Here is a 20,479-nt window from a genome sequence, read left to right as displayed (position 1 = left end):
ATCATAAACATTCATTATTATAGGGAGTGTGACGGTTTTGTCAAGAAATCATATTCATGATGAACTTGAAGCACTGGTACAGGAAATTGAAACGCGGTATGAAAAAGCACGGAATGGTTATCAGTTTGACTTCAAAACAGAAATTGAACCCTTTTTAAATAAAAATAAAACACTCGCAGCATCCGTCAATTCATTTCAGACAGATGCACGCTTCACCCCGGAATCAAGAGAAAAGGTATACGATGAGCTGATGGAGCTGTTGATGTCCTGTCATGTATCAAGATTCAGCTTGAAACTCTACAGGGAGAAAATGAAATATATTAAAGTATGGATTGACCATGCCTATAAGGAATCTTTAATATGAGAACATTGATTGCCGGCTACCGGCCGTATGAACTGGGAATTTTCAAATCTTCACAGAAAGAAGTCACCGTACTGAAGTCACTCTTCAGACATAAGGCGCTTGAATATATTGAGAGCGGCACGGAGTGGTTTATTATACAGGGCTATTCCGGTATCGAGCTTTATGCCGGTGAAATGATTCTGGAATTGAAAAATGAGGGGTATGAAGTCGGTCTCGCAGTATTGATGCCGTTTTATGAATTTAATTCGAAGTATAAAGAAGAGGATGCTGAAATGCTTCAAAAAATTATCAGCGGCTGTGATTTCCACGACTATATTTTTAAAAAGCCGTATGAGAATCCGGCAATGTTCAAACAGATTAACCGCTTCCTGGTCACAAATACCGATCAGGGGCTGATTGTCTACGATGATGCAGCTGATTCAAAAGTCCGTTTTCTTTACGAGCAAATACTTGAATTCAGCGGTAATCATCCGTATAATATTGAAAGAATAGAATTTGATGAAATCAACACTTTCGCAGAATTAAGTTATGATAGTTAAGAGGTGATATAGTGAGTGATAATACTTTAAAGTTATCTGCCAAGGATATCTTTGAAAAAGAATTTGAAAAGTCACTGCGTGGTTTTAAACCCATTGAAGTGGACAGCTTTTTAGATGATGTAATCAATGATTATCAAAAAATGGCGGATATGAACAATAACGTAAAAAGACTTGAAGAAGAAAATGCCAGACTGAAAAAAGAAGTTGAAGAACTTAGAATCCGTGTCGCTACCAACTCACGTTCCACGGACAACCAGACACAAAATCATCAAATTGATATTTTGAAACGACTGTCTAACTTAGAAAAAAAGGTGTTTGGTCAGTCAAAAGTTAATTAAATAATACAACGGTATCTCGGATAATCGCTATACTTTAAATGCAGTATAGAGGAAAGTCCATGCTCACACGCACCTGAGACGGGCGTAGTGTTCGTGCTTAACGAAACAATAAGTTAAGGCAGCTTTATGCTGACGGCTGTGAAATAACCTGCCTCTTCTAAAGAAACGGTTAGAGTAACTTTAAAAGTGCCACAGAGACGAGCCTGTTCTGAAAAGGGCAGGGTGGAACGCGGTAAACCCCTCGAGTGAGCAATCCAAATTAGGTAGGAGCACTTCCAAATGGGAATTCAACCGGATGGAAGATATTATATATAATATAGACAGATGATTATCACCAATGTGCGAGTGTGACTAGTACACGTATGCAGCACGTCGGGACAGAACATGGCTTACAGAGATACCGGACTAGAGATGCTCTCCATCATTGGAGAGCTTTTATTTTATAAAAACAAATGATACATATTAACCAATGGAGGAAACATTATGCAATTTAAACTGCTTGCTGCAACACCGATGGGTCTTGAACGTGTTGTTGCGGATGAAATAGAAGCGCTCGGATATACAACGACAATTGAAAACGGCAGGGTGTATTTTGAGGGTGATGAAGAAGCGGTTATCCGCGCAAATCTTGAGCTGAGAACCGCTGACCGGATCCGGATTATTGTCGGTGATTTTAACGTCACGACTTTTGATGATTTATTTGAACAAACAAAAGCACTGCCCTGGAGTGACATACTGGGAGCTGATGCATTGTTCCCAGTTACAGGACGTTCCCACAAATCGACGCTTTACAGTGTGCCTGACGTACAGAGAATCGTTAAAAAGGCAGTTGTTGAACACCTGAAAGAAGCATTCAATATGAAGGGACGCCTGCAGGAAAACGGTGCCCGTTATAAAATTGATGTGAATATTTTAAAAGACCGTGCACTTCTTACCATTGATACAAGCGGAGACGCCCTTCATAAAAGAGGATACCGCCGTCGTCAGGGTGATGCACCAATCAAGGAAACCCTTGCTGCCAGTATGCTGAAACTTGCCAACTACAACGGCACTGAGCCGCTCTATGATCCATTCACAGGCTCCGGCACCATCGCAATTGAAGCGGCGATGACCGCACTCAATATGGCACCCGGCGTCAACCGCTCATTTGACTGTGAAAGATGGGATATCATCCCGCTCGAACAGTGGGACAACAGAAGAAACACCCTTGAAGAGAATGTATTATATGATAAGGAATTTGTGATCTATGCATCAGATATCGACCCTCAAATGATTGAAACCGCAAAAGAAAATGCACTTGAAATCGGACTGCTGGACAACATTCATTTTGAAGTTGAAGATGTCCATGACTTGAACATTAAACACGACCATGTAAAGCTCGTAACAAATCCGCCTTACGGAGAACGTATCGGGGAGGCTAAAGAAGTAGAGGAGATGTACCGGACTATCGGCCGCTTCATGTCCCATGATGCCTCACTGAGTGTGTATTTAATGACATCGAATAAGGAATTCGAACATATCGTCGGCAAAAAAGCGACGAAGCGCAGAAAATTATTTAACGGTTATATCGAGACGACTTTTTATCAATACTGGGGGAAGAGGTAATCGATTTGTCCTTTAACACAGAAGCACTGAATACAATCTATAAACTGAAAAAAGAGATTCTGAAATCTGATAATGAAACACTGGTATCCCAGATTGATCATGCGATTATGAAAACATATAATGATCAGCTGGTCATGAGCTTTATCGGCCATTACTCAGCCGGTAAATCAAGTCTGATTAATTATCTTCTCAAAAAAGAAATACTACCGTCATCTCCTGTGCCGACGACAAGTAATACTGTCCAGGTACAGGTCAATACGGATGAAAACATTCAAGCCTTTTTAAATCAGTATCAGTATGTACCGCTCGATAATTATGATGAGTTGAAGCGTCTGAACACAAAAGACATCGACATTACGGCAATCAACATGGATATTGTACATGATGATTTCAATCACCGGACAGTCTTTCAGGATACACCCGGGGTGGATTCCAAAACCGATGCCCATGAGGAAACAACAAACCGCTTCCTTCTGAACAGTGACTATATTTTCTTTACTGTGGAATATAATCATGTACAGAGTGAACAGAACCTGAAGATGTTGAAAAATATATCCGACTTAAATATACCGGTGTCGCTCATTATTAATCAGGTGGATAAGCATGATGACAGTGAACTGTCATTTGAAACCTTTTTATCCCGGATTAAAGAGACAATCAGTGACTGGGGTATCCAGCTTGAGAATATTTTTACGACTTCTATCTACAGTTCACCTTATAATGAAATAGAAAACCTCAAATCGTTCATTCACAGTCTTGAATCAGAGAAAGACCGTATCCAGAACAGCTTCTATCAAAGAATTACAGCGATTATCGAGAGAGAACAGATTGAATACTTACAGAGTGAGCTTGAAGATATTTCATCCCGCTTAGATACAGATACGCCTCTGACACATGACAAATGCACATCACAGATTAAATTCCTCGACGGCGAGATTGAAAAAAGCAATGTGAACGCCCTGCATCAGGACAAAGATGTGTTAAAGTCACACGTCACCGATTCTGTGAAGAAAATTGTTAAAGACAGTTATATCTTCCCGCATGAAGTAAAAGCTGCCATCACGGAATATTTAAAAATCAGGGCCGGCGAAGTAAAGGCCGGGGGATTATTCGGCAGAAAGAAAAAAGAAGCACAGCTCCTTAAGGATGCACGCGAAAATATTAACAGACAGTTTGACAGTGTAATATCCACTGAAATCAATGCACCGGTGAACAGTTACTTTTCAAACATCGGCTTAACCGGCAGACCATTTAAGTACACATGGTCCAATGAAAACCTTGACGACAGCGGTATTCCGTCGATTTCCAGCAGTTTTATAATGAATTATCTGGATAAACTGAAATCCTTTCTCGTTAAGGACGTTTCAAAAGCTGCGGTCAGCCATACAGACATTCTCACATACTCCAATACGGAAAGTATAAAAGACCGGCAGCATCTGATTGAAGAGCGGGAGTTATATCAGGCAGCCCTTAACCTGTTTAACTTAATCGAGTCCATTGATACGATGAATTACCGTCATTTTTATATTCATATGGATGATGAAATCGAGAAGCTTGATCTGACTGAAGCGGTCACACTTGAACTCGATGAATCTGAAGGCAGCCTGGATCAGGGACAAAGGGATTTCCAGCTCGAGTATGAAGAGAAGTTTGATTTGTCGCTCATCATGAAGATAAAGAACATTATTGATGATGTACCGCGTTACAATGATTTTTCGAGAGTACTGGATGATAAACTGCAGCGTCTCACAAAAGGCAGAGCAAACATTAGTGTATTCGGCGGTTTCAGTGCCGGAAAAACAACATTTATCAATGCGCTGATGGGGGAGAACAGGCTGACTACAAGCCCGAATCCAACGACAGCCACCATCACGGAAATCAATGATTACGATTCAAGCCGCGTCACTTACAAAAATGAAGCGGATTTGATTGAAACCTTGAGTACGTTATCGAACCTTGAGTACAGTCATATTAAAGACTACACAAAATGGATTAAGAAAAATGCCGGCACTGTACCTGAGACATATAAGCCGTTTTTAAACGGCATTTTAAATCACCTTCAGGAATACGAAGATAATCTCGGCAAAACAGTAGAAATTGATACAGATGAATTAATTCAAAAAATTTCAACTGATGAAGACGCGACATTTATTCATAAAGCGGATGTATCGATTAAAAATGATCTGACGCGCCGTTATAATCTGATTGACTCCCCTGGAATCAATTCAGTGAACCAGCGTCATACAAAAGAGACCCGGAATATTATTGCAGACAGTGACCTTGTGATTTATGTGTCCTACTATAATCATGTGTTCTCAAGGAGTGATGAATCATTTCTTAAATACATCCGTTCCATTAAAGGGAAGGACTTCCCGATTATTTTCATCATTAATGCCGTTGATTTAATGAAGGATGAAAGCGACAGGGAAAAAGTGATGCGCTACATGTCGGATGCATTGACCGGCATGGAGATTAACCATGTCATCTATCCTGTATCCAGTAAAAATGCCCTGAATAATGATGATGCAGATTTTAATGCAGCGAAAGAAAATATTATTAAGATCGCAGATGATCATGTCAAAATGGTCCAGTACCATTCACTCACTGAAACAGCCGGCCAGCTCCTGTCCCGCATTCAAAGTAATATCCGGCAGTATGAGGACAGGGAAAGTGAACAGGCGCGCCTGATGTCTAAACGGACGGCGCTGACGTCTTCACTCAGCACGCTGCATGCAAAAAACGTCTCTCCGAAGCTTTTCCAAGAGATTGATGTGGTATTGTCATTTATCAAAAAACGTTTTGAATTAAAGCTGTATGACTATTTAAAAGGGTTAATCACCGCAGCAGATGCCGCTGAAAAGAATTATTTGACGAAGCATGAATCGATTTTTTCAAGACGTATTAATGACTTTTTAACACTGGAAACTTCAATTGTGTTCAACAGCGTTTACCGTCTGGCAGATGACCTTTTAGTACAGCTTGTTTCTGAGTATAATGATGAACTGAAAGATGCAGGTACCGCTCATACACTTTCTGTCCCGGAGACAGACGGCAGCGAACCGCAAATCACTGTCGAAGCATCCAGGTTCAAAGATTTTTCAAAAACGCTGTATCAGACAAGAAAAAATACCCGCGACTTTAGAAATACACTGCTCGAACTGTCCGGCTCTCTGATTGACTCAATTCATCTGGAATCACTGGAAACTGAAATGCAGCAGCTGATTAATCATTATTTAGAAGAAAAAGACCGTCATCTGACACCGGAGATTCAGACAATATTAACAGAGCTCACTATGCCACTTCAGGAAATTAAGGAAACTGATTATCAGGAAGACCGCAAACTGTTGAAGTCATTAAAACAAATAGAGGGTGAATCAAATGATCTTAAATAAAGAGACACTTCACACATTCGATTTAAAGAGGTTTATTGTTCTTGACTGCAGAAATGTGATGGACAATAAAGAAAAAACGCTTGAGCTGATTAAAGAACAGCCGCTTGAAACTGCCGTTCATATTCCGGAATCACCGTTTATGTTTACAGAGAACGGAATTAACAACGGGCGGCACCCGCTGCCATACAAAGAACAGGTGACATCACTCCACCTTGCACTGACATCAGGCGGACATGAACTTCTGCTCGTCTCGGATGCAGGCAGTTTCTATCACACACGTCTCTATTATCTGTTTAACCTGTACGGCTTAAAATCCTACTTATATAACGGGGATTTTCAGGACATTAAAGACACGAAAGAATCATTTGCCCGTTTTAACGGCAGCCCGAAAGAAGTAGAAGGACACACGGCTGAATTCAAGTCGGATATCTTCCGCTCAATGTCAGATGTAGCTGCTGCAGTCGACAACAAAGAGAATGTACTGCTGATTGATGTCAGAACGAGGGAACGCTATCTCGGCATCACAGAACCGATTGATTTCAAAAAAGGGCATATCCCGGGTGCGGTCAATATACCGAATACTGACATCTATACAGACGGTATCCTTAATCTGCATGCCCTGGATCATATGCTTGGACAAATCAAAGAGTATGATGAAGTCTTTGTCTACTGCGGTTCAGGCATGAGTGCTACACCGCTGTTCACACTGCTTTATGAAAACGGCGTCAACGTAAAACTCTATGCCGGCAGTTTTTCAGAATGGATTACCGATGCTTCGAACACAGTGGAAACAAAAGAGAATACATTGTAGAGGATTTTTATTATGACTAAAAAAACACTTGTCATTGACGGCATGGCACTCTTGTTCCGTCATTTCTATGCCACAAGTTTCAGAAACCAGTTTATGTATAACGAAAAAAATATTCCGACGAACGGTATTCAGGGTGTCGTGCGTCACTCTCTGAAATTGATAGAGACCATACAGCCGACAAATGTTGTAATGACATGGGATATGGGCAGAGAAACCGTGCGTAATGAATGGTTCAAAGAATATAAAGCGAACCGTGAGGCGCCGCCTGATGAAATGATTCCGCAGTTTGACTATGTTAAGGAAATCATTCACGACATGGGTATTTATCAGCTTGGAATTACCGGGTATGAAGCGGATGATATCATCGGTACCCTCAGTACCATGAATCATGATTCAGACATGACCATTGTGAGCGGTGACCGGGATCTTCTTCAGCTTTTGGACAACCGTAATAAAATCTGGCTGACCAAAAAAGGCTATACCGAATACCATCAGTATACAACGGATATTTTTACCGGCGAATACGGTATTACACCTGCGCAGTTCATCGATGTGAAGGCGTTAATGGGGGATACCAGTGACGGATACCCCGGGGTTAAAGGCATTGGTGAAAAAACCGCTCTTAAACTGATTCAGGCACACGGCAGTGTGGATGTACTCCTTGAGTCGCTCGGCGCACTGACACCGAGTGTCAGAAATAAAATTGAAAATGATCTCGAATCACTGCAGATATCAAAAAAGCTTGCAGCGATTATTACTGATGTACCGGTACCGGTGGATGAGTACCTGCAGCACAGTCCGTACCAAGTGGATACCGGACATATCGATCAGGTCCTTACGAATCATGACTTAAAAATCAGCCGGAAGTACCTGCATTCATTAAATTTATAAGAGGTGTCTGTTATCGCAAGCTTATATATCGACGCGGCCGCAAAGACTGATCCGAAAGAAGCAGCAGGTGCCGCAGTATTTAAAACAGAGGACGGAACAATAGAATACTCAGAATACTTCGGTGCACTCGATAACCATGAAGCGGAATGGGCAGCATTGATACTCGGTGTGGAAAAGGCTCTGGAACTCAATATCCGTTCTTTAATCATTTATACGGACTCAAAAATCATCAGTGACAGCTTTGAAAAAAATCACGTCAAGAACAAGAAATTTCGTCCATACTTTGACCGGATAAAAAAAGAGATGCCGCAGTTTGATTTATTTCTCGTCAGTCATATGCCCCGTAAAAACAATAAGAATGCAGACAGACTTGCGAAAGATGCACTGTACAGCAGAAAAAAGAAGTGACTTTTAAAGTCATTTCTTTTTTTATAGTGCTATCTTTTGTATAATTAATAAAGGAGGTTGACCATGAACTTTAAAACACTTGAAAAAATCAACCAACTTGAAGCACGTTACTGTAAAAATTGTCTGATTAAAAAGATAAAACGTGATGAAGAAAGCAGAACACAGGCTCACAAATTTTGTATCAGCGAGTGTTCTGTCGGACTTAAAATACGCAGCCACGGTAATCAGCTGCAATAGGAGGAACAGAATGGAAATTGTCAGAATAGACCCGACACCAAACCCGCACACTATGAAAATCACTTTGAATGAAGAAAAAGGTGATATGAAATCATCAACTTATAAAGAGGTTACTGAAGATGCACCGGGCTTTATTAACAGTATTTTAGAACTTGAGGATGTAACAAGCGTATTTCATGCACTTGACTTTGTATCTGTCGATAAGAGTCCCCGTGCAGACTGGGAAGTAGTGATTCCCCAGATTGAAGAAACATTCAATCAAGCATCCGGTGATGTAAAAAAAAACTAGAACATAAAGATCCTTACGGTGAAGTCAGTGTAGAAATGCTGACCTTTAAAAATATTCCGTACCAGTTAAAACTAAATGACGGTACAGAACACCGCCGCCAGCTGGATAACCGTTTTATCACAGCTGTGGCAGAAGCAACACTGCCGGAAGACAACATTATCATGGCCCGGAAATGGCAGCGGCTCGGAGTGCGTTTCGGCCGGGTCGAGGACATTTTCACTGAAGTGACAGAAGAAATCGATGCGCTGTATAATGATGAACGATTAAAAACGCTGGTCACTGAAAGTAAGTCCCGGAAAACACCGGAACCGAAACGCTACTTTAAAGTAACGGAAGCTGATTTAAAGCGTGCAGCCGACTGGAAAGAGCGCTTAAACCTGCTTGACCACATGGAAACACCGACAGAGTCTGACTATGATACTTTAAACACAGCACTGTCAGATGAGAAAATGCAGGTCAGAAGGGCCGCTGTCAGCCTGCTTGCTATGATAGAAGTACCAGGCACCCTGCCTTATTTAAAACAGGGGCTTCTCGACCGGTCCGTGCCGGTCAGAAGAACTGCCGCAGATGCATACAGTGATCTCGGTCTGAAAGAAGGACTTTCTGATATGTATCCGCTTCTGAAGGACAAGAGTCCGATTGTCAGATGGCGGGCTGCGATGTTTGTTTATGAAACAGGCGATGAAACGAGCCTTCCTTACCTTTACGAATCACAAAAAGATGATCAGTACGATGTTCGTCTGCAAAAAGAGATTGCCATCGCGAGAATCGAACAGGGCGAGGATGCACTCGGCAGTGTGTGGAAACAGATTCAGGAAAGAGAAAGGTAGATTATATGAATCCGTATGAAGAATATATGAAAGAAATCGCAAAACCGATGCGGGAAGAACTGACTTCCCAGTCATTTTCCGATCTTGAAACTGAAGATGCGGTGGACAGCTTTATGAAAGATATTAAAGATGACGAAACTGCTTTTGTTGTCATTAACAGTGTCTGCGGCTGTGCAGCAGGCCTTGCACGTCCCGCTGCAGTAACAGTAGCTGTTCAGAACCCGGTAAAACCGGATTACCTTGGCACAGTGTTTGCCGGACAGGATAAACCTGCGACAGAGCGTATGCGTGAATATATCAAACAGGCACCATCAAGCCCTTCAATGGCTTTATTCAAAGGGCAGGACCTCGTACATTTTATACCGCGTGAACATATTGAAGGCCGGGACATCAATGATATTATGATGGACATCAAAGCATCATTTGATGAAAATTGTTCATAAAAAATCTGGAAAGGCACGCCTTTCCAGATTTTCATGCATATTCTCTTATTCATAAATACTCATTGATATAAAATAGCACGCCATCAATGTCAGACCAATTGTCATAAGGATTTCCATTATTAACACCTCATAGTTTTAGCATTAAACTTATTATATATAAATTATACAGAAATGAAAAGAGGGGTTCCATGAATAATTTTGATCGTGCCTATCATGATCTGCTTCAGAGAATTCTGGATGAAGGATCATATAAAGACGACCGTACCGGTACAGGGACATATTCAGTATTCGGCCACCAGATGCGTTTTGACTTAAGTGAAGGATTCCCGCTCCTTACAACAAAAAAAGTATTCTTTAAAATGATTGCTACAGAGTTAATATGGTTTATCCGGGGCGACACCAATATTAAATACTTACTTGAGTACAACAATAATATATGGAATGAATGGGCATTTAAAAAATGGACAGAGTCAGAAGAATACAACGGCCCGGATATGACAGACTTCGGCCGCAGGGCATTAAAAGATCCTGAATTTAATGAGATCTACCAGGGTGAGATGGCATCATTTAAGAAAAAAGTGTTGGAAGATGATGCATTCAGTCAAAAATACGGCAGCCTCGGTGATGTATACGGTAAACAGTGGCGTCACTGGGTCGGTGCTGATGGACAGGTCATTGACCAGTTAAATGATGTGATTGAGGGCATTAAGAATCAGCCTGACTCAAGACGGCATATCGTCACGGCATGGAATCCGGCGGAAATTGAAAACATGGCGCTGCCTCCGTGCCATTCATTCTTTCAGTTTTATGTGAATGACGGCATACTCAGCCTGCAGCTCTATCAGAGAAGTGCAGATGTGTTTCTCGGTGTACCGTTTAATATTGCAAGCTATGCACTGCTTTTACACCTGGTTGCAAAAGAATGCGGACTGAAAGCAGGGGAGTTCGTCCATACAATGGGTGATGCCCATATATACAGCAACCACCTTGAAGCCGTAAAAACCCAGCTCGGGCGCGACAGCTATCAGCCGCCGCAGTTAAAAATACACGGTGAACAGTCCATATTTGATTTGAATTTTGAAGATCTTGAAATAGAGCATTATGAAAGTCACCCGTATATTAAAGCACCGATTGCGGTATAGGAGGAAATGTATGGTTTCATTAATTGTGGCACACGCAGACCAGAACGTTATTGGTTTTAAAGGCAGTATGCCCTGGCATCTGCCTGATGATTTAAAACATGTTAAGCGTTTAACTGAAGGAAATACCATCGTCATGGGCAGGAAAACATATGATTCAATCGGACGGCCGCTGCCGAACCGCAGGAATGTAGTAATGACCCGCGATAAGAATTTCACTGCAGAAGGTGTGGATATTATTCACAGTGTGGATGATATTAAATCACTCGACGGAAAAGTATTTATATTCGGAGGCAGTAATATTTACAAAGAGACGATGCATTTAGTGGATGAGATGTATGTTACCCGGATATATGAAACATTCGGGGGGGATACTTTCTTCCCGGAATATGACATCAGTGAATGGACAGTCTCTGACAGAGAAACAGGTGAAGTGAACACGCGGAATAAATATCCGCATGAATTTATTCACTATGTCAGAAAGACACAGTCATGAATATCTGGAAATGGCTCAGCATTATACTGATTGTCCTGAACATCGGCTTTTTTGTCTGGCTGTACAGTGCACTGTCTGGAACTTATGATGATAAGCCTGAAGCAGGGGACTCTCACGGTGAGGCACAAGGACTTCAGATTATCCTTCCGAATGCAACAGTCGAAACATTTATCAACGATGCATTAAGGACATCGGGCAGTGACAACATTACTGTTGATATCAGCACTGAAGAAATCACACTTCATTCAGTCAATCAGATTTTTGGTGCATCGGTAAATACCGTTTTTAATATTGAACCGGATATCGAAAGTGACAACATCATATTTCATATCAGCAACATTGATATCGGCAGTCTGCCGTTATCCCAGGATGCACTCTACACTGTCATCACCCGGGCAGCAGAGCTGCCGGAAGGTGTCAGTTTCAGTGAAGACACAAAAGCTTTAGTCATTGATCCTTCACTGTTCGAAGAAGACCTCCCTGAGGGTATTCAGATTGAAACAATTGATTACGGCAGTGATGCATGGTATTTTTCAATAGAAAGATAAATTGAGGTGATAAGAATGGCAAAAGCAACACTTGCAGGCGGCTGTTTCTGGTGCCTTGTTAAACCGTTCCACAAATGGGACGGTGTCAATAAAGTAGTCTCCGGATATTCCAACGGTGACGAACCGGACCCAACCTATCGTGAAGTAGCAGGCGGGGCGACCGGTCACATTGAAGCTGTACAGATTGATTTTGATGAATCTGTAATATCCTACGAAGAAATTTTAAACGTATTTTTTAAGACATTCGATCCGACAGATACCGGCGGCCAGTTCGGTGACAGGGGACCGCAGTACATGCCCGCTGTTTTTTACCATAATGAGCAGCAGAAAGAATCAGCAGAACGTGTCATTGATTCATTGAATCATGCAGGTATATTTAATGCACCAATCAACACACCGGTACTGCCGTATAAAAACTTTTATGACGCTGAACCTGAGCACCAGGATTTTTATTTAAAAAACTCAGGTCATTATAATGCGTATTACCAGGGGTCCGGCAGAAAAGCATTTATCGAATCACACTGGAGGAATTAAAATGACTCAAAAAAAAGACATTTCAGAACTAACCGGGAACGAATATAATGTTATGAAAGAATCCGGCACAGAGCCGCCGTTTCAAAATGAATATTGGAATCACTTTCAAGAAGGTGTATATACTGATAAAATAAGTGGTGAAGTATTATTTACCTCCCATGATAAGTTTGACTCATCATGCGGCTGGCCGAGTTTCTATAAAACATCTTCTGATGATGTTTCGGAACATTTTGATGACTCTTTCGGCATGAGAAGAACTGAAGTGAGAAGTGAATCTTCAGACAGCCACCTTGGTCACGTCTTTCCGGACGGACCTGAGTCACTCGGTGGAATGCGTTACTGCATCAACTCTGCAGCACTGACATTCATCCCGAAAGAAGAACTGTCGGAGAAGGGCTACGGAGAATACCTTAAACATTTTGAAAACAACTAAATTTCTGAGGAGATGATTTGATATGTTTAAAAATTTATTCGGTAAAAAGAAAGAAGAAGCGAATAAAGAACCACTGGAAATTAAATCACCTGTTAACGGTAAATATGTGAAAATCGAAGATATCCCGGACCCTGTATTTTCGGAGAAAATGATGGGGGAAGGCTTTGGTATCGAACCGTCTAACGGGAAAGTCGTTGCACCTGTTTCAGGAGAAGTAGTGCAGGTCTTTAAAACCAACCATGCCGTCGGCATTAAAACCGACAGCGGTGTTGAAGTATTGATTCATATCGGACTTGAAACTGTGGCAATGGAAGGCCGCGGCTTTACAGGCCATGTATCTGAAGGAGACCGTGTAGAAGCGGGTGATACACTTGTGGAAGTAGATTTATCACTCGTTAAAGAAGAAGCCAACAGTACGATTACTCCGGTGATTATTACAAACAGCAATGATGTTGTTGCATCTTATGACTTTATTTCTACATCAGATGTGACCGCAGGAGAGTCTTCAGTAATGAAAGTTGAATTGAAATAATGAAAGACCGTTCATATTATCAATATATGAAAACCCGTATCGGCGAGAAAGGGGACATCGGAACATTCGCATCATATATTACCCGTGATACGATGTTTCCAAAATATACACAGGATTACGATGAAATCTCAGACTATCTGGAAAAAAATCCGTATCCCGGTATCTCCCTTTCTATTTTTGATGCATCGTTTAATGATTTTGAAAACTGGCTTTTATATTAACAACCAAAAGGAGAATGAAGATGAGCGTTCATATTAATGCAAAAAAAGGTGACATTGCAGATACTATTTTACTTCCTGGAGACCCGCTTCGTGCTAAATATATTGCTGAAACATTCCTTGAAGATGTGACCTGTTACAATGAAGTAAGAAATATGCTCGGTTTTACAGGAACATATAAAGGAAAAAGAATCTCCGTCCAAGGTACAGGGATGGGCGTTCCGTCAATATCTATTTACATCCATGAATTAATGGAAGAATACGGTGTTAAAAACTTAATTCGTGTCGGTACATGCGGTGCGATTCAAAAAGATGTAAAAGTCAGAGATGTAATCATCGCTCAAAGTGCTTCAACAGATTCAAATCAAAACAGAAAGCTGTTTAAAAATATTGAGTACGCACCGACATCAGATTTTGATTTACTGCTTGCAAGCTATAATGAAGCAAAGAAAAAAGGTCTCGATGTAAAGGTCGGAAATGTTTTTACAGCAGACTCATTTTATGATGAGAACGGTGATATCGAGCAAATGGCAAAATACGGCATTCTTGCTCTTGAAATGGAATCTGCAGCGTTATTTACAATCAGCAAAAAGTTTGATGCAAAGGCGCTCGCGATTTTAACTGTTTCAGACCACATTCTTACCGGTGAAGTCACTTCCAGTGAAGAACGTCAGACCACTTTCAATGATATGATAGAAGTGGCACTTGATGCCGCACTGCCTTTTGCAGGTGAGTAAGTGATGATTTGAGCAGTGGTGTTTTTCCACTGTTCTTTTCTTTTAAATATTTACATAAACTGATAGACTATTAATTATTATTTAGTTGGAAATTGGGTGTTTAACTTGAACGAAGAGAAAAAAGAGGAGAAAGTCGGCGGCGGCCGCAAAGTGAATATCAGTCTGTTCTGGTTTATTATCACTATTATGACAGCGGTTATCGCAACTGCGCTTATTACAGCACTCAGTCTGGAAGCTGGTTCTGAGCGGGCAGTAAATGTCGGCACAGACACAAGAAGTGAATTCGCTAAATTATATACAGTTTATGATACTGTTACTTCTGATTTTTATGAAGAAGTTGACAGAGATGAATTAATCGAATCGGCGATTGACGGACTTGTAAGAGGACTCGATGATCCATACAGTGAATATATGGATATTGATGAAACAGCGGATTTTGAAGAAACTGTTACCGGGGACTTTGAAGGAATTGGTGCTGAAGTGATGCAGGAGGGTAACAGCATTGTTGTTACTTCCCCGATGCGCGGATCACCTGCTGAAGAAGCGGGGATAGAACCGGGCGATTCAATTATTGCTGTCGACGGTGAATCTGTAGAGGGTATGACTGCCAATGAGGCTGTTCAGCTCATCCGCGGTGAGCAGGGCACAGATGTTGTCCTGACGATTGTTAAGGGCAGTGATGACCCTGTCGATATCACCATTACACGGGATAAGATCCATGTGGATAGTGTGACATATGAAGAAATAGATAATATCGGTTATATCAGTATCAACAGATTCCAGGAAGGTACCTCTGAGGAGTTCGAGGATGCTCTGAACACCGCACATGATAACGAGAATGAAGATGTCATTATTGATTTCCGCTTTAACCCCGGCGGACTGCTTCATGAAGCAGTTGCAATGATTAATCAATTTGTTGACAAAGGAGAAACTGCGCTTCTTTTCGAAAATAGTGACGGAGAACAAACAGAAGTGCCAACAGAGAACGACAGCAATCCGAATACCGAAGACTTTAACGTCTACATCCTGATCAATGAGGGTTCTGCCAGTGCTTCTGAAGTATTTACAGGCGCAATGATGGATCATTTTGATGAAGTGGTTATTGCAGGAACACAGTCCTTTGGTAAGGGGGTCGTTCAACAGACAAATGAATTCAGTGACCAGTCAATGTTGAAATATACCAACACTAAATGGCTGACACCTGACGGTGAATGGATACATGGTACCGGTATTACACCGGATGTCAGACTTGTTAATCCGGATTATGCCCGTGTACAGATTTTGAATGATGAAGACGTATATACTGAAGATCAGTCAAATGAAGCTGTCATTTCGATTAAAGTCGCACTGGAAGCACTTGGCTACGACCCGGGAGATATTAATGAAACATTCGATTCATCATTAACCGAGGCCGTTGAAAACTTCCAGGAAGATAACAATTTGGAACAGACAGGTGATGTCACAGGCGAGACAACACTCACTCTCATGAGTGAACTGCGCCATTATATCAGGGATAATGATGCACAGGTTGATTACCTGGTAGATTTCATTAACGGTGAATATACAGAACCTGAAATTGAAGCGCTCGCTGAAGAGAACGCCAGATATATTGAAATTGAGAGATTCAATCCTGACGATGAAAATTCTGAAGATGGAGCAGCAGAAACAGAAGACAGCAGTTCAGACGAAGATTCCGAATAAATAAATATGTCGTACAGACTTCTTAAAGTTTGTGCGGCTTTTTATTGTGCTAAATAGTTAAATAGGATAAAGTAATAGCATAAAGAAAGTATGGGGGATATCATGAATTCCAAGAAGAGAAAAGTAGTACTCACCGGCGGAGGGACTGTCGGTCATGTCATGTTAAACAAATTATTAATTCCGGATTTTATCAATCAGGATACTGAACCGGTATATATCGGCTCAAAAGATGGAATTGAAAAAGAAATCATTAATTCAACCTGTATCCGGTATCGTGAAATATCGAGCGGAAAGTTAAGAAGATATTTATCCCTTGAAAACCTTAAAGACATGTTTAAAGTATTAAAAGGGGTTCTCGATGCACGAAAAATCTTAAAAAAAGAAAAACCCGAATTTGTTTTCTCTAAAGGTGGTTTTGTCAGTGTCCCTGTTGTACTGGCGAGTAAATCACTCAACATTCCGGTATATATACATGAATCAGATCTGACACCCGGACTCGCGAATAAAATAGCGGCTAAATTCGCAACCAAAATTTTCGTTACTTTTAAAAAAACCATGGATCTGCTGCCGGAAGGAAAAACAGAATACCTTGGCCCTGTCACGAGAGACGATTTAGTTGTAGGCTCTGAAAAAACGGGTTACGAACTGACTGGTTTCACACCTGACAAACCTGTGCTGCTGATTATGGGAGGCTCTCTCGGTTCACAGTCCATCAATCAATTTGTCAGAGAAAACATAGATACACTAACACAGGAAATGCAGCTAATTCATTTGTGCGGTCACGGCAATATTGATGAATCCCTGCAAGGACGAAAAGGGTATGTGCAGTATGAATTTGTAAAAGATGAACTCGCACATTTGATGAAAATATCAGACTTTGTGGTCGGTCGGAGCGGATCAAACGCAATTTTTGAATTTCTGCTGAATGAAAAACCGATGATTTTAATCCCGCTGCCGCTCTCACAAAGCAGAGGCGATCAGATTGAAAATGCTTCTTTCTTTGAAGAAAAAGGCTATGCCGCAGTAATTCATGAAGAAAATCTTACAATTCAGGAATTCCAGAATAAAATAGACAGTCTTCAAAATAACCGCAGTGAAATCGTTAAAAGAATGAAACAATTTAACGGCGGATTTAAATCAGAAGACTTAGTAAACCAGCTGCTTAACATGGGGGTGACTAAATGAGCCGGTTGAAAAAACTGTCCTTATTTTTAGTCTTTACTCTAATTTTCGGAGTCATTGCCGTATTTCATGAATCCAGAATCGGCCAGTGGATTGACCGGGAAGTATATGAGTTCATTTATGCATCCGAGAGCTTTATTACTACTGCTGTAATGCTTGGTTTTACCCAGATTGGTGAAGTTCTCACGATGATTGTCCTGTCACTGATTATGATTACCATTTTAATGTTATACCGTTTGAAAACACATACATTATTTCTGGTCATTTCCATGATCACTTCAAGTGTACTGATTCCACTGCTGAAAAACACTTTCGACAGAGAGCGTCCGTCACTTTTAAGATTGATAGAGATTTCCGGCTTCAGCTTCCCAAGCGGCCATGCCACAGGGTCAACAATATTTTTCGGATCGTTAATTGCAATTATTAATAAAACCAATTTGCAGCACAAGAGTATACTTTATGCCTTATGCGGATTTTTTATCCTGATGATTTCTTCATCAAGGGTCTACCTCGGTGTACACTATCCGACAGATATTCTGGCAGGAATCGCACTTGGAACAGCGGTCGTTTTCGGTACCAGCTGGCTGCTCCATAATAAATTTAAATAGTATGCAGGACACACAGCAGTTCACAACGGAAATTTTCCGTGCGTATGCTGTGTGTCTTTATTATTTGTAATCAGAAAAAAATGGTACTATAGCTAGGAGGAGTTGAACTATATGAAACATATACTCGTTGTTGAAGATGAATTGAACTTATCACGTTTTATAGAACTTGAGCTGACTCATGAAGGATACGAGGTCACGCTCAGCGCAGACGGTGAGGATGGCTTAAAAAAAGCACTCGCATATGATTATGACTGTATCCTTCTTGATTTAATGATGCCTGAATTAAACGGCCTTGAAGTATGCCGCAGATTGAGAAAAACAAAAAATACACCGATTATAATGATTACTGCCAAAGGGGAGACATATGATAAAGTCATCGGCCTTGATTACGGTGCCGATGACTATATTGTCAAACCCTTTGAAATCGAGGAACTTCTCGCAAGAATCCGCGTGATTCTGAGACGTTCTCCGGTCCCTGAAGATACATCGGACACTATAGAAATACATGGAATTACCATTGACCATTCGGCATATCGGGTGACGATCGATAATAACGAACTTGAATTGACCAAAACAGAGTATGAGCTCCTTTACCTTTTAGCACAGAATGTCGGAATCGTTCTGCGGCGCGAGCAGATTCTGGAACATGTCTGGGGATATGAAAGTGAGGTCGAAACGAATGTTGTCGATGTCTACATCAGGTATCTAAGAAATAAGTTAAAACCTTTTGACAAACATAAAGTAATCGAAACAGTACGTGGTGTAGGGTATGTGATTCGGTATGAATAAAAATTCTCTTAAATATAAATGGCTGCGCCTGTCGACCTTAATCATTTCTTTTACTTACTTAATATTCAGCTCACTTCTGATTTATTTTATGAGCCTTTATTTGAAGGATCAGGAAGAAAGCTTTCTGAATCAAAGTCTCAATGAAGTGACAAATTTGTATGAGTCGCAGTTCAGCAACACCATATCAAGAAATGAAATTATTACGAGTCTTTACGACAATCAAATTATGATTTTGTATACTGCCGGCGGGGATGTGGTAGAGACTGAACCGTCAACTTTTGAGTATGCCGATGAAATACGTTTCGTCCCGGTGCTTGAAAACACAATTGAATCTCTGGAAACTTCTGAGGGCAGCTTTTTAATCGGCCGCGCAAGAATAGATTCCAGGTTCTGGGACGGCTATGTTACTATCATTCATCCACTCGATAATTACAATCTGATTATCCGTACAATGATTCTGATTGCATTATTTATAGGATTTCTATCTATTTTGTTTACATCCATTATCAGTTATTTTTTCTCAACGCAGATGGTGAGACCTCTAAGAAGTATTACAAACCAGTTGAAAAGGATTGAAAATGAAGGATTTTCAGAACGGCTGAAATTCAAAACCGGTGCTTCTGAGACCGATTATATGGTCGAGTCATTCAACAATATGATGGACAGCCTGGAAGGATCCTATAATCAGCAGAAACAGTTTGTTGAAGATGCTTCTCATGAGTTAAGAACACCGCTGCAGATTATTCAGGGACACTTGAAATTAATCAGCAGATGGGGTAAGAATGATCCGAAAGTTCTTGATGAATCCCTGGATATTTCGATTGATGAGCTTCACAGGATTAATAAACTTGTTGAAGAACTTTTAATATTAACCAAAAACGAGGAGAAGGTCGCTGAATCTCTCGATGAAGTCAATGTGAACAGAGAAATAGAAAGCAGAGTTAATTCACTGAAAAAGGTACATCCGGATTACACTTTTGATATTAACCTTGATGGAGATGAAATTTATTTAAAAACAGCAACTCATCACTTTGAACAAATGCTGACAATTTTCCTCGATAATGCGGTTAAATACGATCAGCAAAATAAGTATATTGAGATTTCCACAGAAAGCGGGAAAGATACTTTTGATATCATCATTAAAGATCACGGCATCGGCATTCCTTCAGAGGATATTGAAAATGTATTCAACCGGTTTTACCGGGTTGATAAATCCAGAAGCAGACAGCAGGGCGGGAATGGTCTCGGTTTGTCAATTGCTAAAAAATTAGTTGAAAATTACAACGGAAGTGTCTGGGTTGAATCAGAGAAGGGAGCGTTTACAAAAGTAATTGTAAGATTTCCCCGAATAATCAATAGAATGAGAAAATAGTGAATACATCGGCTTTAAAACGGGCAGATATAATGCTAAAATA

General features: G+C 40.8%; 25 protein-coding genes and 1 other RNA gene. All 26 read left to right on the top strand.

The features are described from left to right. Positions 1 to 28 precede the first annotated feature (28 nt). Positions 29 to 364: a DUF1798 family protein gene (locus tag ACFSX4_RS02535; protein ID WP_377771230.1), complete on the top strand. Its 336-nt coding sequence runs from the start codon at positions 29 to 31 to the stop codon at positions 362 to 364. After that, the gene (locus ACFSX4_RS02530; protein WP_377771228.1) at positions 361 to 903 is read left to right on the top strand and encodes an SLOG family protein; all 543 of its coding nucleotides are present in this window, start codon (positions 361 to 363) and stop codon (positions 901 to 903) included. Before ACFSX4_RS02535 ends, ACFSX4_RS02530 begins: the two co-directional genes overlap by 4 nt. An 11-nt stretch (positions 904 to 914) precedes the next feature. Then, positions 915 to 1,241 (top strand): cell division regulator GpsB, encoded by a 327-nt coding sequence (gpsB, locus tag ACFSX4_RS02525; RefSeq protein ID WP_377771226.1) that lies wholly within the window; start codon positions 915 to 917, stop codon positions 1,239 to 1,241. 12 nt (positions 1,242 to 1,253) lie between these two features. Further along, an RNA gene (gene rnpB / locus ACFSX4_RS02520) (RNase P RNA component class B) lies at positions 1,254 to 1,638 on the top strand. A gap of 86 nt (positions 1,639 to 1,724) precedes the next feature. Then, positions 1,725 to 2,846, top strand: coding sequence for a THUMP domain-containing class I SAM-dependent RNA methyltransferase (locus ACFSX4_RS02515; protein WP_377771224.1), 1,122 nt, complete (start codon positions 1,725 to 1,727; stop codon positions 2,844 to 2,846). A 5-nt stretch (positions 2,847 to 2,851) separates the two neighbouring features. Beyond that, positions 2,852 to 6,238, top strand: coding sequence for a dynamin family protein (locus tag ACFSX4_RS02510; protein WP_377771222.1), 3,387 nt, complete (start codon positions 2,852 to 2,854; stop codon positions 6,236 to 6,238). Continuing rightward, positions 6,225 to 7,049 (top strand): sulfurtransferase, encoded by an 825-nt coding sequence (locus ACFSX4_RS02505; RefSeq protein ID WP_377771220.1) that lies wholly within the window; start codon positions 6,225 to 6,227, stop codon positions 7,047 to 7,049. The genes ACFSX4_RS02510 and ACFSX4_RS02505 overlap by 14 nt, the downstream gene beginning before the upstream one ends. A gap of 12 nt (positions 7,050 to 7,061) precedes the next feature. Then, complete coding sequence (locus tag ACFSX4_RS02500) at positions 7,062 to 7,940, top strand: 5'-3' exonuclease (RefSeq protein ID WP_377771218.1); 879 nt, start codon at positions 7,062 to 7,064, stop codon at positions 7,938 to 7,940. 3 nt (positions 7,941 to 7,943) lie between these two features. Continuing rightward, complete coding sequence (locus ACFSX4_RS02495; RefSeq protein WP_377771216.1) at positions 7,944 to 8,348, top strand: ribonuclease HI family protein; 405 nt, start codon at positions 7,944 to 7,946, stop codon at positions 8,346 to 8,348. A 63-nt stretch (positions 8,349 to 8,411) separates the two neighbouring features. Further along, positions 8,412 to 8,585, top strand: coding sequence for a zinc-finger domain-containing protein (locus ACFSX4_RS02490; RefSeq protein ID WP_377771214.1), 174 nt, complete (start codon positions 8,412 to 8,414; stop codon positions 8,583 to 8,585). Between the two features lie 10 nt (positions 8,586 to 8,595). Next, complete coding sequence (locus tag ACFSX4_RS02485; protein WP_377771212.1) at positions 8,596 to 8,874, top strand: NifU N-terminal domain-containing protein; 279 nt, start codon at positions 8,596 to 8,598, stop codon at positions 8,872 to 8,874. 35 nt (positions 8,875 to 8,909) lie between these two features. Next, entirely contained in the window at positions 8,910 to 9,704 is a 795-nt protein-coding gene (locus ACFSX4_RS02480; protein WP_377771210.1) for a virulence factor, read from the top strand. A 5-nt stretch (positions 9,705 to 9,709) separates the two neighbouring features. Continuing rightward, positions 9,710 to 10,147: a BrxA/BrxB family bacilliredoxin gene (locus ACFSX4_RS02475; protein ID WP_377771208.1), complete on the top strand. Its 438-nt coding sequence runs from the start codon at positions 9,710 to 9,712 to the stop codon at positions 10,145 to 10,147. A gap of 188 nt (positions 10,148 to 10,335) precedes the next feature. Then, positions 10,336 to 11,289, top strand: a complete 954-nt coding sequence (locus ACFSX4_RS02470; RefSeq protein WP_377771207.1) for a thymidylate synthase — start codon at positions 10,336 to 10,338, stop codon at positions 11,287 to 11,289. 10 nt (positions 11,290 to 11,299) lie between these two features. Continuing rightward, complete coding sequence (locus ACFSX4_RS02465; RefSeq protein ID WP_377771206.1) at positions 11,300 to 11,782, top strand: dihydrofolate reductase; 483 nt, start codon at positions 11,300 to 11,302, stop codon at positions 11,780 to 11,782. After that, entirely contained in the window at positions 11,779 to 12,330 is a 552-nt protein-coding gene (locus ACFSX4_RS02460; protein ID WP_377771205.1) for a DUF2140 family protein, read from the top strand. Before ACFSX4_RS02465 ends, ACFSX4_RS02460 begins: the two co-directional genes overlap by 4 nt. Before the next feature lie 15 nt (positions 12,331 to 12,345). Next, complete coding sequence (gene msrA / locus ACFSX4_RS02455; RefSeq protein WP_377771204.1) at positions 12,346 to 12,864, top strand: peptide-methionine (S)-S-oxide reductase MsrA; 519 nt, start codon at positions 12,346 to 12,348, stop codon at positions 12,862 to 12,864. 1 nt (position 12,865) lies between these two features. Further along, a complete protein-coding gene (gene msrB / locus ACFSX4_RS02450; protein WP_377771203.1) occupies positions 12,866 to 13,297 on the top strand; it encodes a peptide-methionine (R)-S-oxide reductase MsrB in 432 nt (143 codons plus the stop codon). Between the two features lie 22 nt (positions 13,298 to 13,319). Beyond that, positions 13,320 to 13,829 (top strand): PTS sugar transporter subunit IIA, encoded by a 510-nt coding sequence (locus tag ACFSX4_RS02445; RefSeq protein WP_377771202.1) that lies wholly within the window; start codon positions 13,320 to 13,322, stop codon positions 13,827 to 13,829. Then, positions 13,829 to 14,050: a YozE family protein gene (locus ACFSX4_RS02440; protein ID WP_377771201.1), complete on the top strand. Its 222-nt coding sequence runs from the start codon at positions 13,829 to 13,831 to the stop codon at positions 14,048 to 14,050. Before ACFSX4_RS02445 ends, ACFSX4_RS02440 begins: the two co-directional genes overlap by 1 nt. Positions 14,051 to 14,070: 20 nt before the next feature. Beyond that, positions 14,071 to 14,784 carry a purine-nucleoside phosphorylase gene (gene deoD / locus ACFSX4_RS02435; protein ID WP_377771199.1) on the top strand — a complete coding sequence of 238 codons (714 nt, stop codon included), beginning with the start codon at positions 14,071 to 14,073 and terminating at the stop codon, positions 14,782 to 14,784. A gap of 96 nt (positions 14,785 to 14,880) precedes the next feature. Continuing rightward, positions 14,881 to 16,485: a S41 family peptidase gene (locus tag ACFSX4_RS02430; protein WP_377771197.1), complete on the top strand. Its 1,605-nt coding sequence runs from the start codon at positions 14,881 to 14,883 to the stop codon at positions 16,483 to 16,485. A 102-nt stretch (positions 16,486 to 16,587) separates the two neighbouring features. After that, positions 16,588 to 17,670: an undecaprenyldiphospho-muramoylpentapeptide beta-N-acetylglucosaminyltransferase gene (locus ACFSX4_RS02425; RefSeq protein WP_377771195.1), complete on the top strand. Its 1,083-nt coding sequence runs from the start codon at positions 16,588 to 16,590 to the stop codon at positions 17,668 to 17,670. Further along, positions 17,667 to 18,275, top strand: a complete 609-nt coding sequence (locus ACFSX4_RS02420) for a phosphatase PAP2 family protein (RefSeq protein WP_377771193.1) — start codon at positions 17,667 to 17,669, stop codon at positions 18,273 to 18,275. The genes ACFSX4_RS02425 and ACFSX4_RS02420 overlap by 4 nt, the downstream gene beginning before the upstream one ends. A gap of 111 nt (positions 18,276 to 18,386) precedes the next feature. Next, positions 18,387 to 19,064: a response regulator transcription factor gene (locus ACFSX4_RS02415; RefSeq protein WP_377771191.1), complete on the top strand. Its 678-nt coding sequence runs from the start codon at positions 18,387 to 18,389 to the stop codon at positions 19,062 to 19,064. After that, positions 19,057 to 20,436 carry a HAMP domain-containing sensor histidine kinase gene (locus tag ACFSX4_RS02410; protein WP_377771189.1) on the top strand — a complete coding sequence of 460 codons (1,380 nt, stop codon included), beginning with the start codon at positions 19,057 to 19,059 and terminating at the stop codon, positions 20,434 to 20,436. The genes ACFSX4_RS02415 and ACFSX4_RS02410 overlap by 8 nt, the downstream gene beginning before the upstream one ends. Positions 20,437 to 20,479: the final 43 nt, after the last annotated feature.

It is taken from the genome of Corticicoccus populi, assembly GCF_042686195.1.
GTDB lineage: Bacteria > Bacillota > Bacilli > Staphylococcales > Salinicoccaceae > Corticicoccus > Corticicoccus populi.
Note: the sequence above shows the minus strand (reverse complement) of the source record. Positions and strands in the feature narration are given on the sequence as shown.

Excerpts from the sequence above, each read along its gene's own strand:
- deoD (WP_377771199.1), top strand. The coding sequence starts at position 14,071 with ATGAGCGTTCATATTAATGCAAAAAAAGGTGACATTGCAGATACTATT.
- ACFSX4_RS02515 (WP_377771224.1), top strand. The coding sequence starts at position 1,725 with ATGCAATTTAAACTGCTTGCTGCAACACCGATGGGTCTTGAACGTGTT.
- ACFSX4_RS02410 (WP_377771189.1), top strand. The coding sequence starts at position 19,057 with ATGAATAAAAATTCTCTTAAATATAAATGGCTGCGCCTGTCGACCTTA.
- msrA (WP_377771204.1), top strand. The coding sequence starts at position 12,346 with ATGGCAAAAGCAACACTTGCAGGCGGCTGTTTCTGGTGCCTTGTTAAA.
- ACFSX4_RS02465 (WP_377771206.1), top strand. The coding sequence starts at position 11,300 with ATGGTTTCATTAATTGTGGCACACGCAGACCAGAACGTTATTGGTTTT.
- ACFSX4_RS02505 (WP_377771220.1), top strand. The coding sequence starts at position 6,225 with ATGATCTTAAATAAAGAGACACTTCACACATTCGATTTAAAGAGGTTT.
- ACFSX4_RS02470 (WP_377771207.1), top strand. The coding sequence starts at position 10,336 with ATGAATAATTTTGATCGTGCCTATCATGATCTGCTTCAGAGAATTCTG.
- ACFSX4_RS02420 (WP_377771193.1), top strand. The coding sequence starts at position 17,667 with ATGAGCCGGTTGAAAAAACTGTCCTTATTTTTAGTCTTTACTCTAATT.
- msrB (WP_377771203.1), top strand. The coding sequence starts at position 12,866 with ATGACTCAAAAAAAAGACATTTCAGAACTAACCGGGAACGAATATAAT.
- ACFSX4_RS02485 (WP_377771212.1), top strand. The coding sequence starts at position 8,596 with ATGGAAATTGTCAGAATAGACCCGACACCAAACCCGCACACTATGAAA.
- ACFSX4_RS02445 (WP_377771202.1), top strand. The coding sequence starts at position 13,320 with ATGTTTAAAAATTTATTCGGTAAAAAGAAAGAAGAAGCGAATAAAGAA.
- ACFSX4_RS02480 (WP_377771210.1), top strand. The coding sequence starts at position 8,910 with ATGCTGACCTTTAAAAATATTCCGTACCAGTTAAAACTAAATGACGGT.
- ACFSX4_RS02475 (WP_377771208.1), top strand. The coding sequence starts at position 9,710 with ATGAATCCGTATGAAGAATATATGAAAGAAATCGCAAAACCGATGCGG.
- ACFSX4_RS02415 (WP_377771191.1), top strand. The coding sequence starts at position 18,387 with ATGAAACATATACTCGTTGTTGAAGATGAATTGAACTTATCACGTTTT.
- ACFSX4_RS02425 (WP_377771195.1), top strand. The coding sequence starts at position 16,588 with ATGAATTCCAAGAAGAGAAAAGTAGTACTCACCGGCGGAGGGACTGTC.
- ACFSX4_RS02440 (WP_377771201.1), top strand. The coding sequence starts at position 13,829 with ATGAAAGACCGTTCATATTATCAATATATGAAAACCCGTATCGGCGAG.
- ACFSX4_RS02500 (WP_377771218.1), top strand. The coding sequence starts at position 7,062 with ATGACTAAAAAAACACTTGTCATTGACGGCATGGCACTCTTGTTCCGT.
- ACFSX4_RS02460 (WP_377771205.1), top strand. The coding sequence starts at position 11,779 with ATGAATATCTGGAAATGGCTCAGCATTATACTGATTGTCCTGAACATC.
- ACFSX4_RS02490 (WP_377771214.1), top strand. The coding sequence starts at position 8,412 with ATGAACTTTAAAACACTTGAAAAAATCAACCAACTTGAAGCACGTTAC.
- ACFSX4_RS02530 (WP_377771228.1), top strand. The coding sequence starts at position 361 with ATGAGAACATTGATTGCCGGCTACCGGCCGTATGAACTGGGAATTTTC.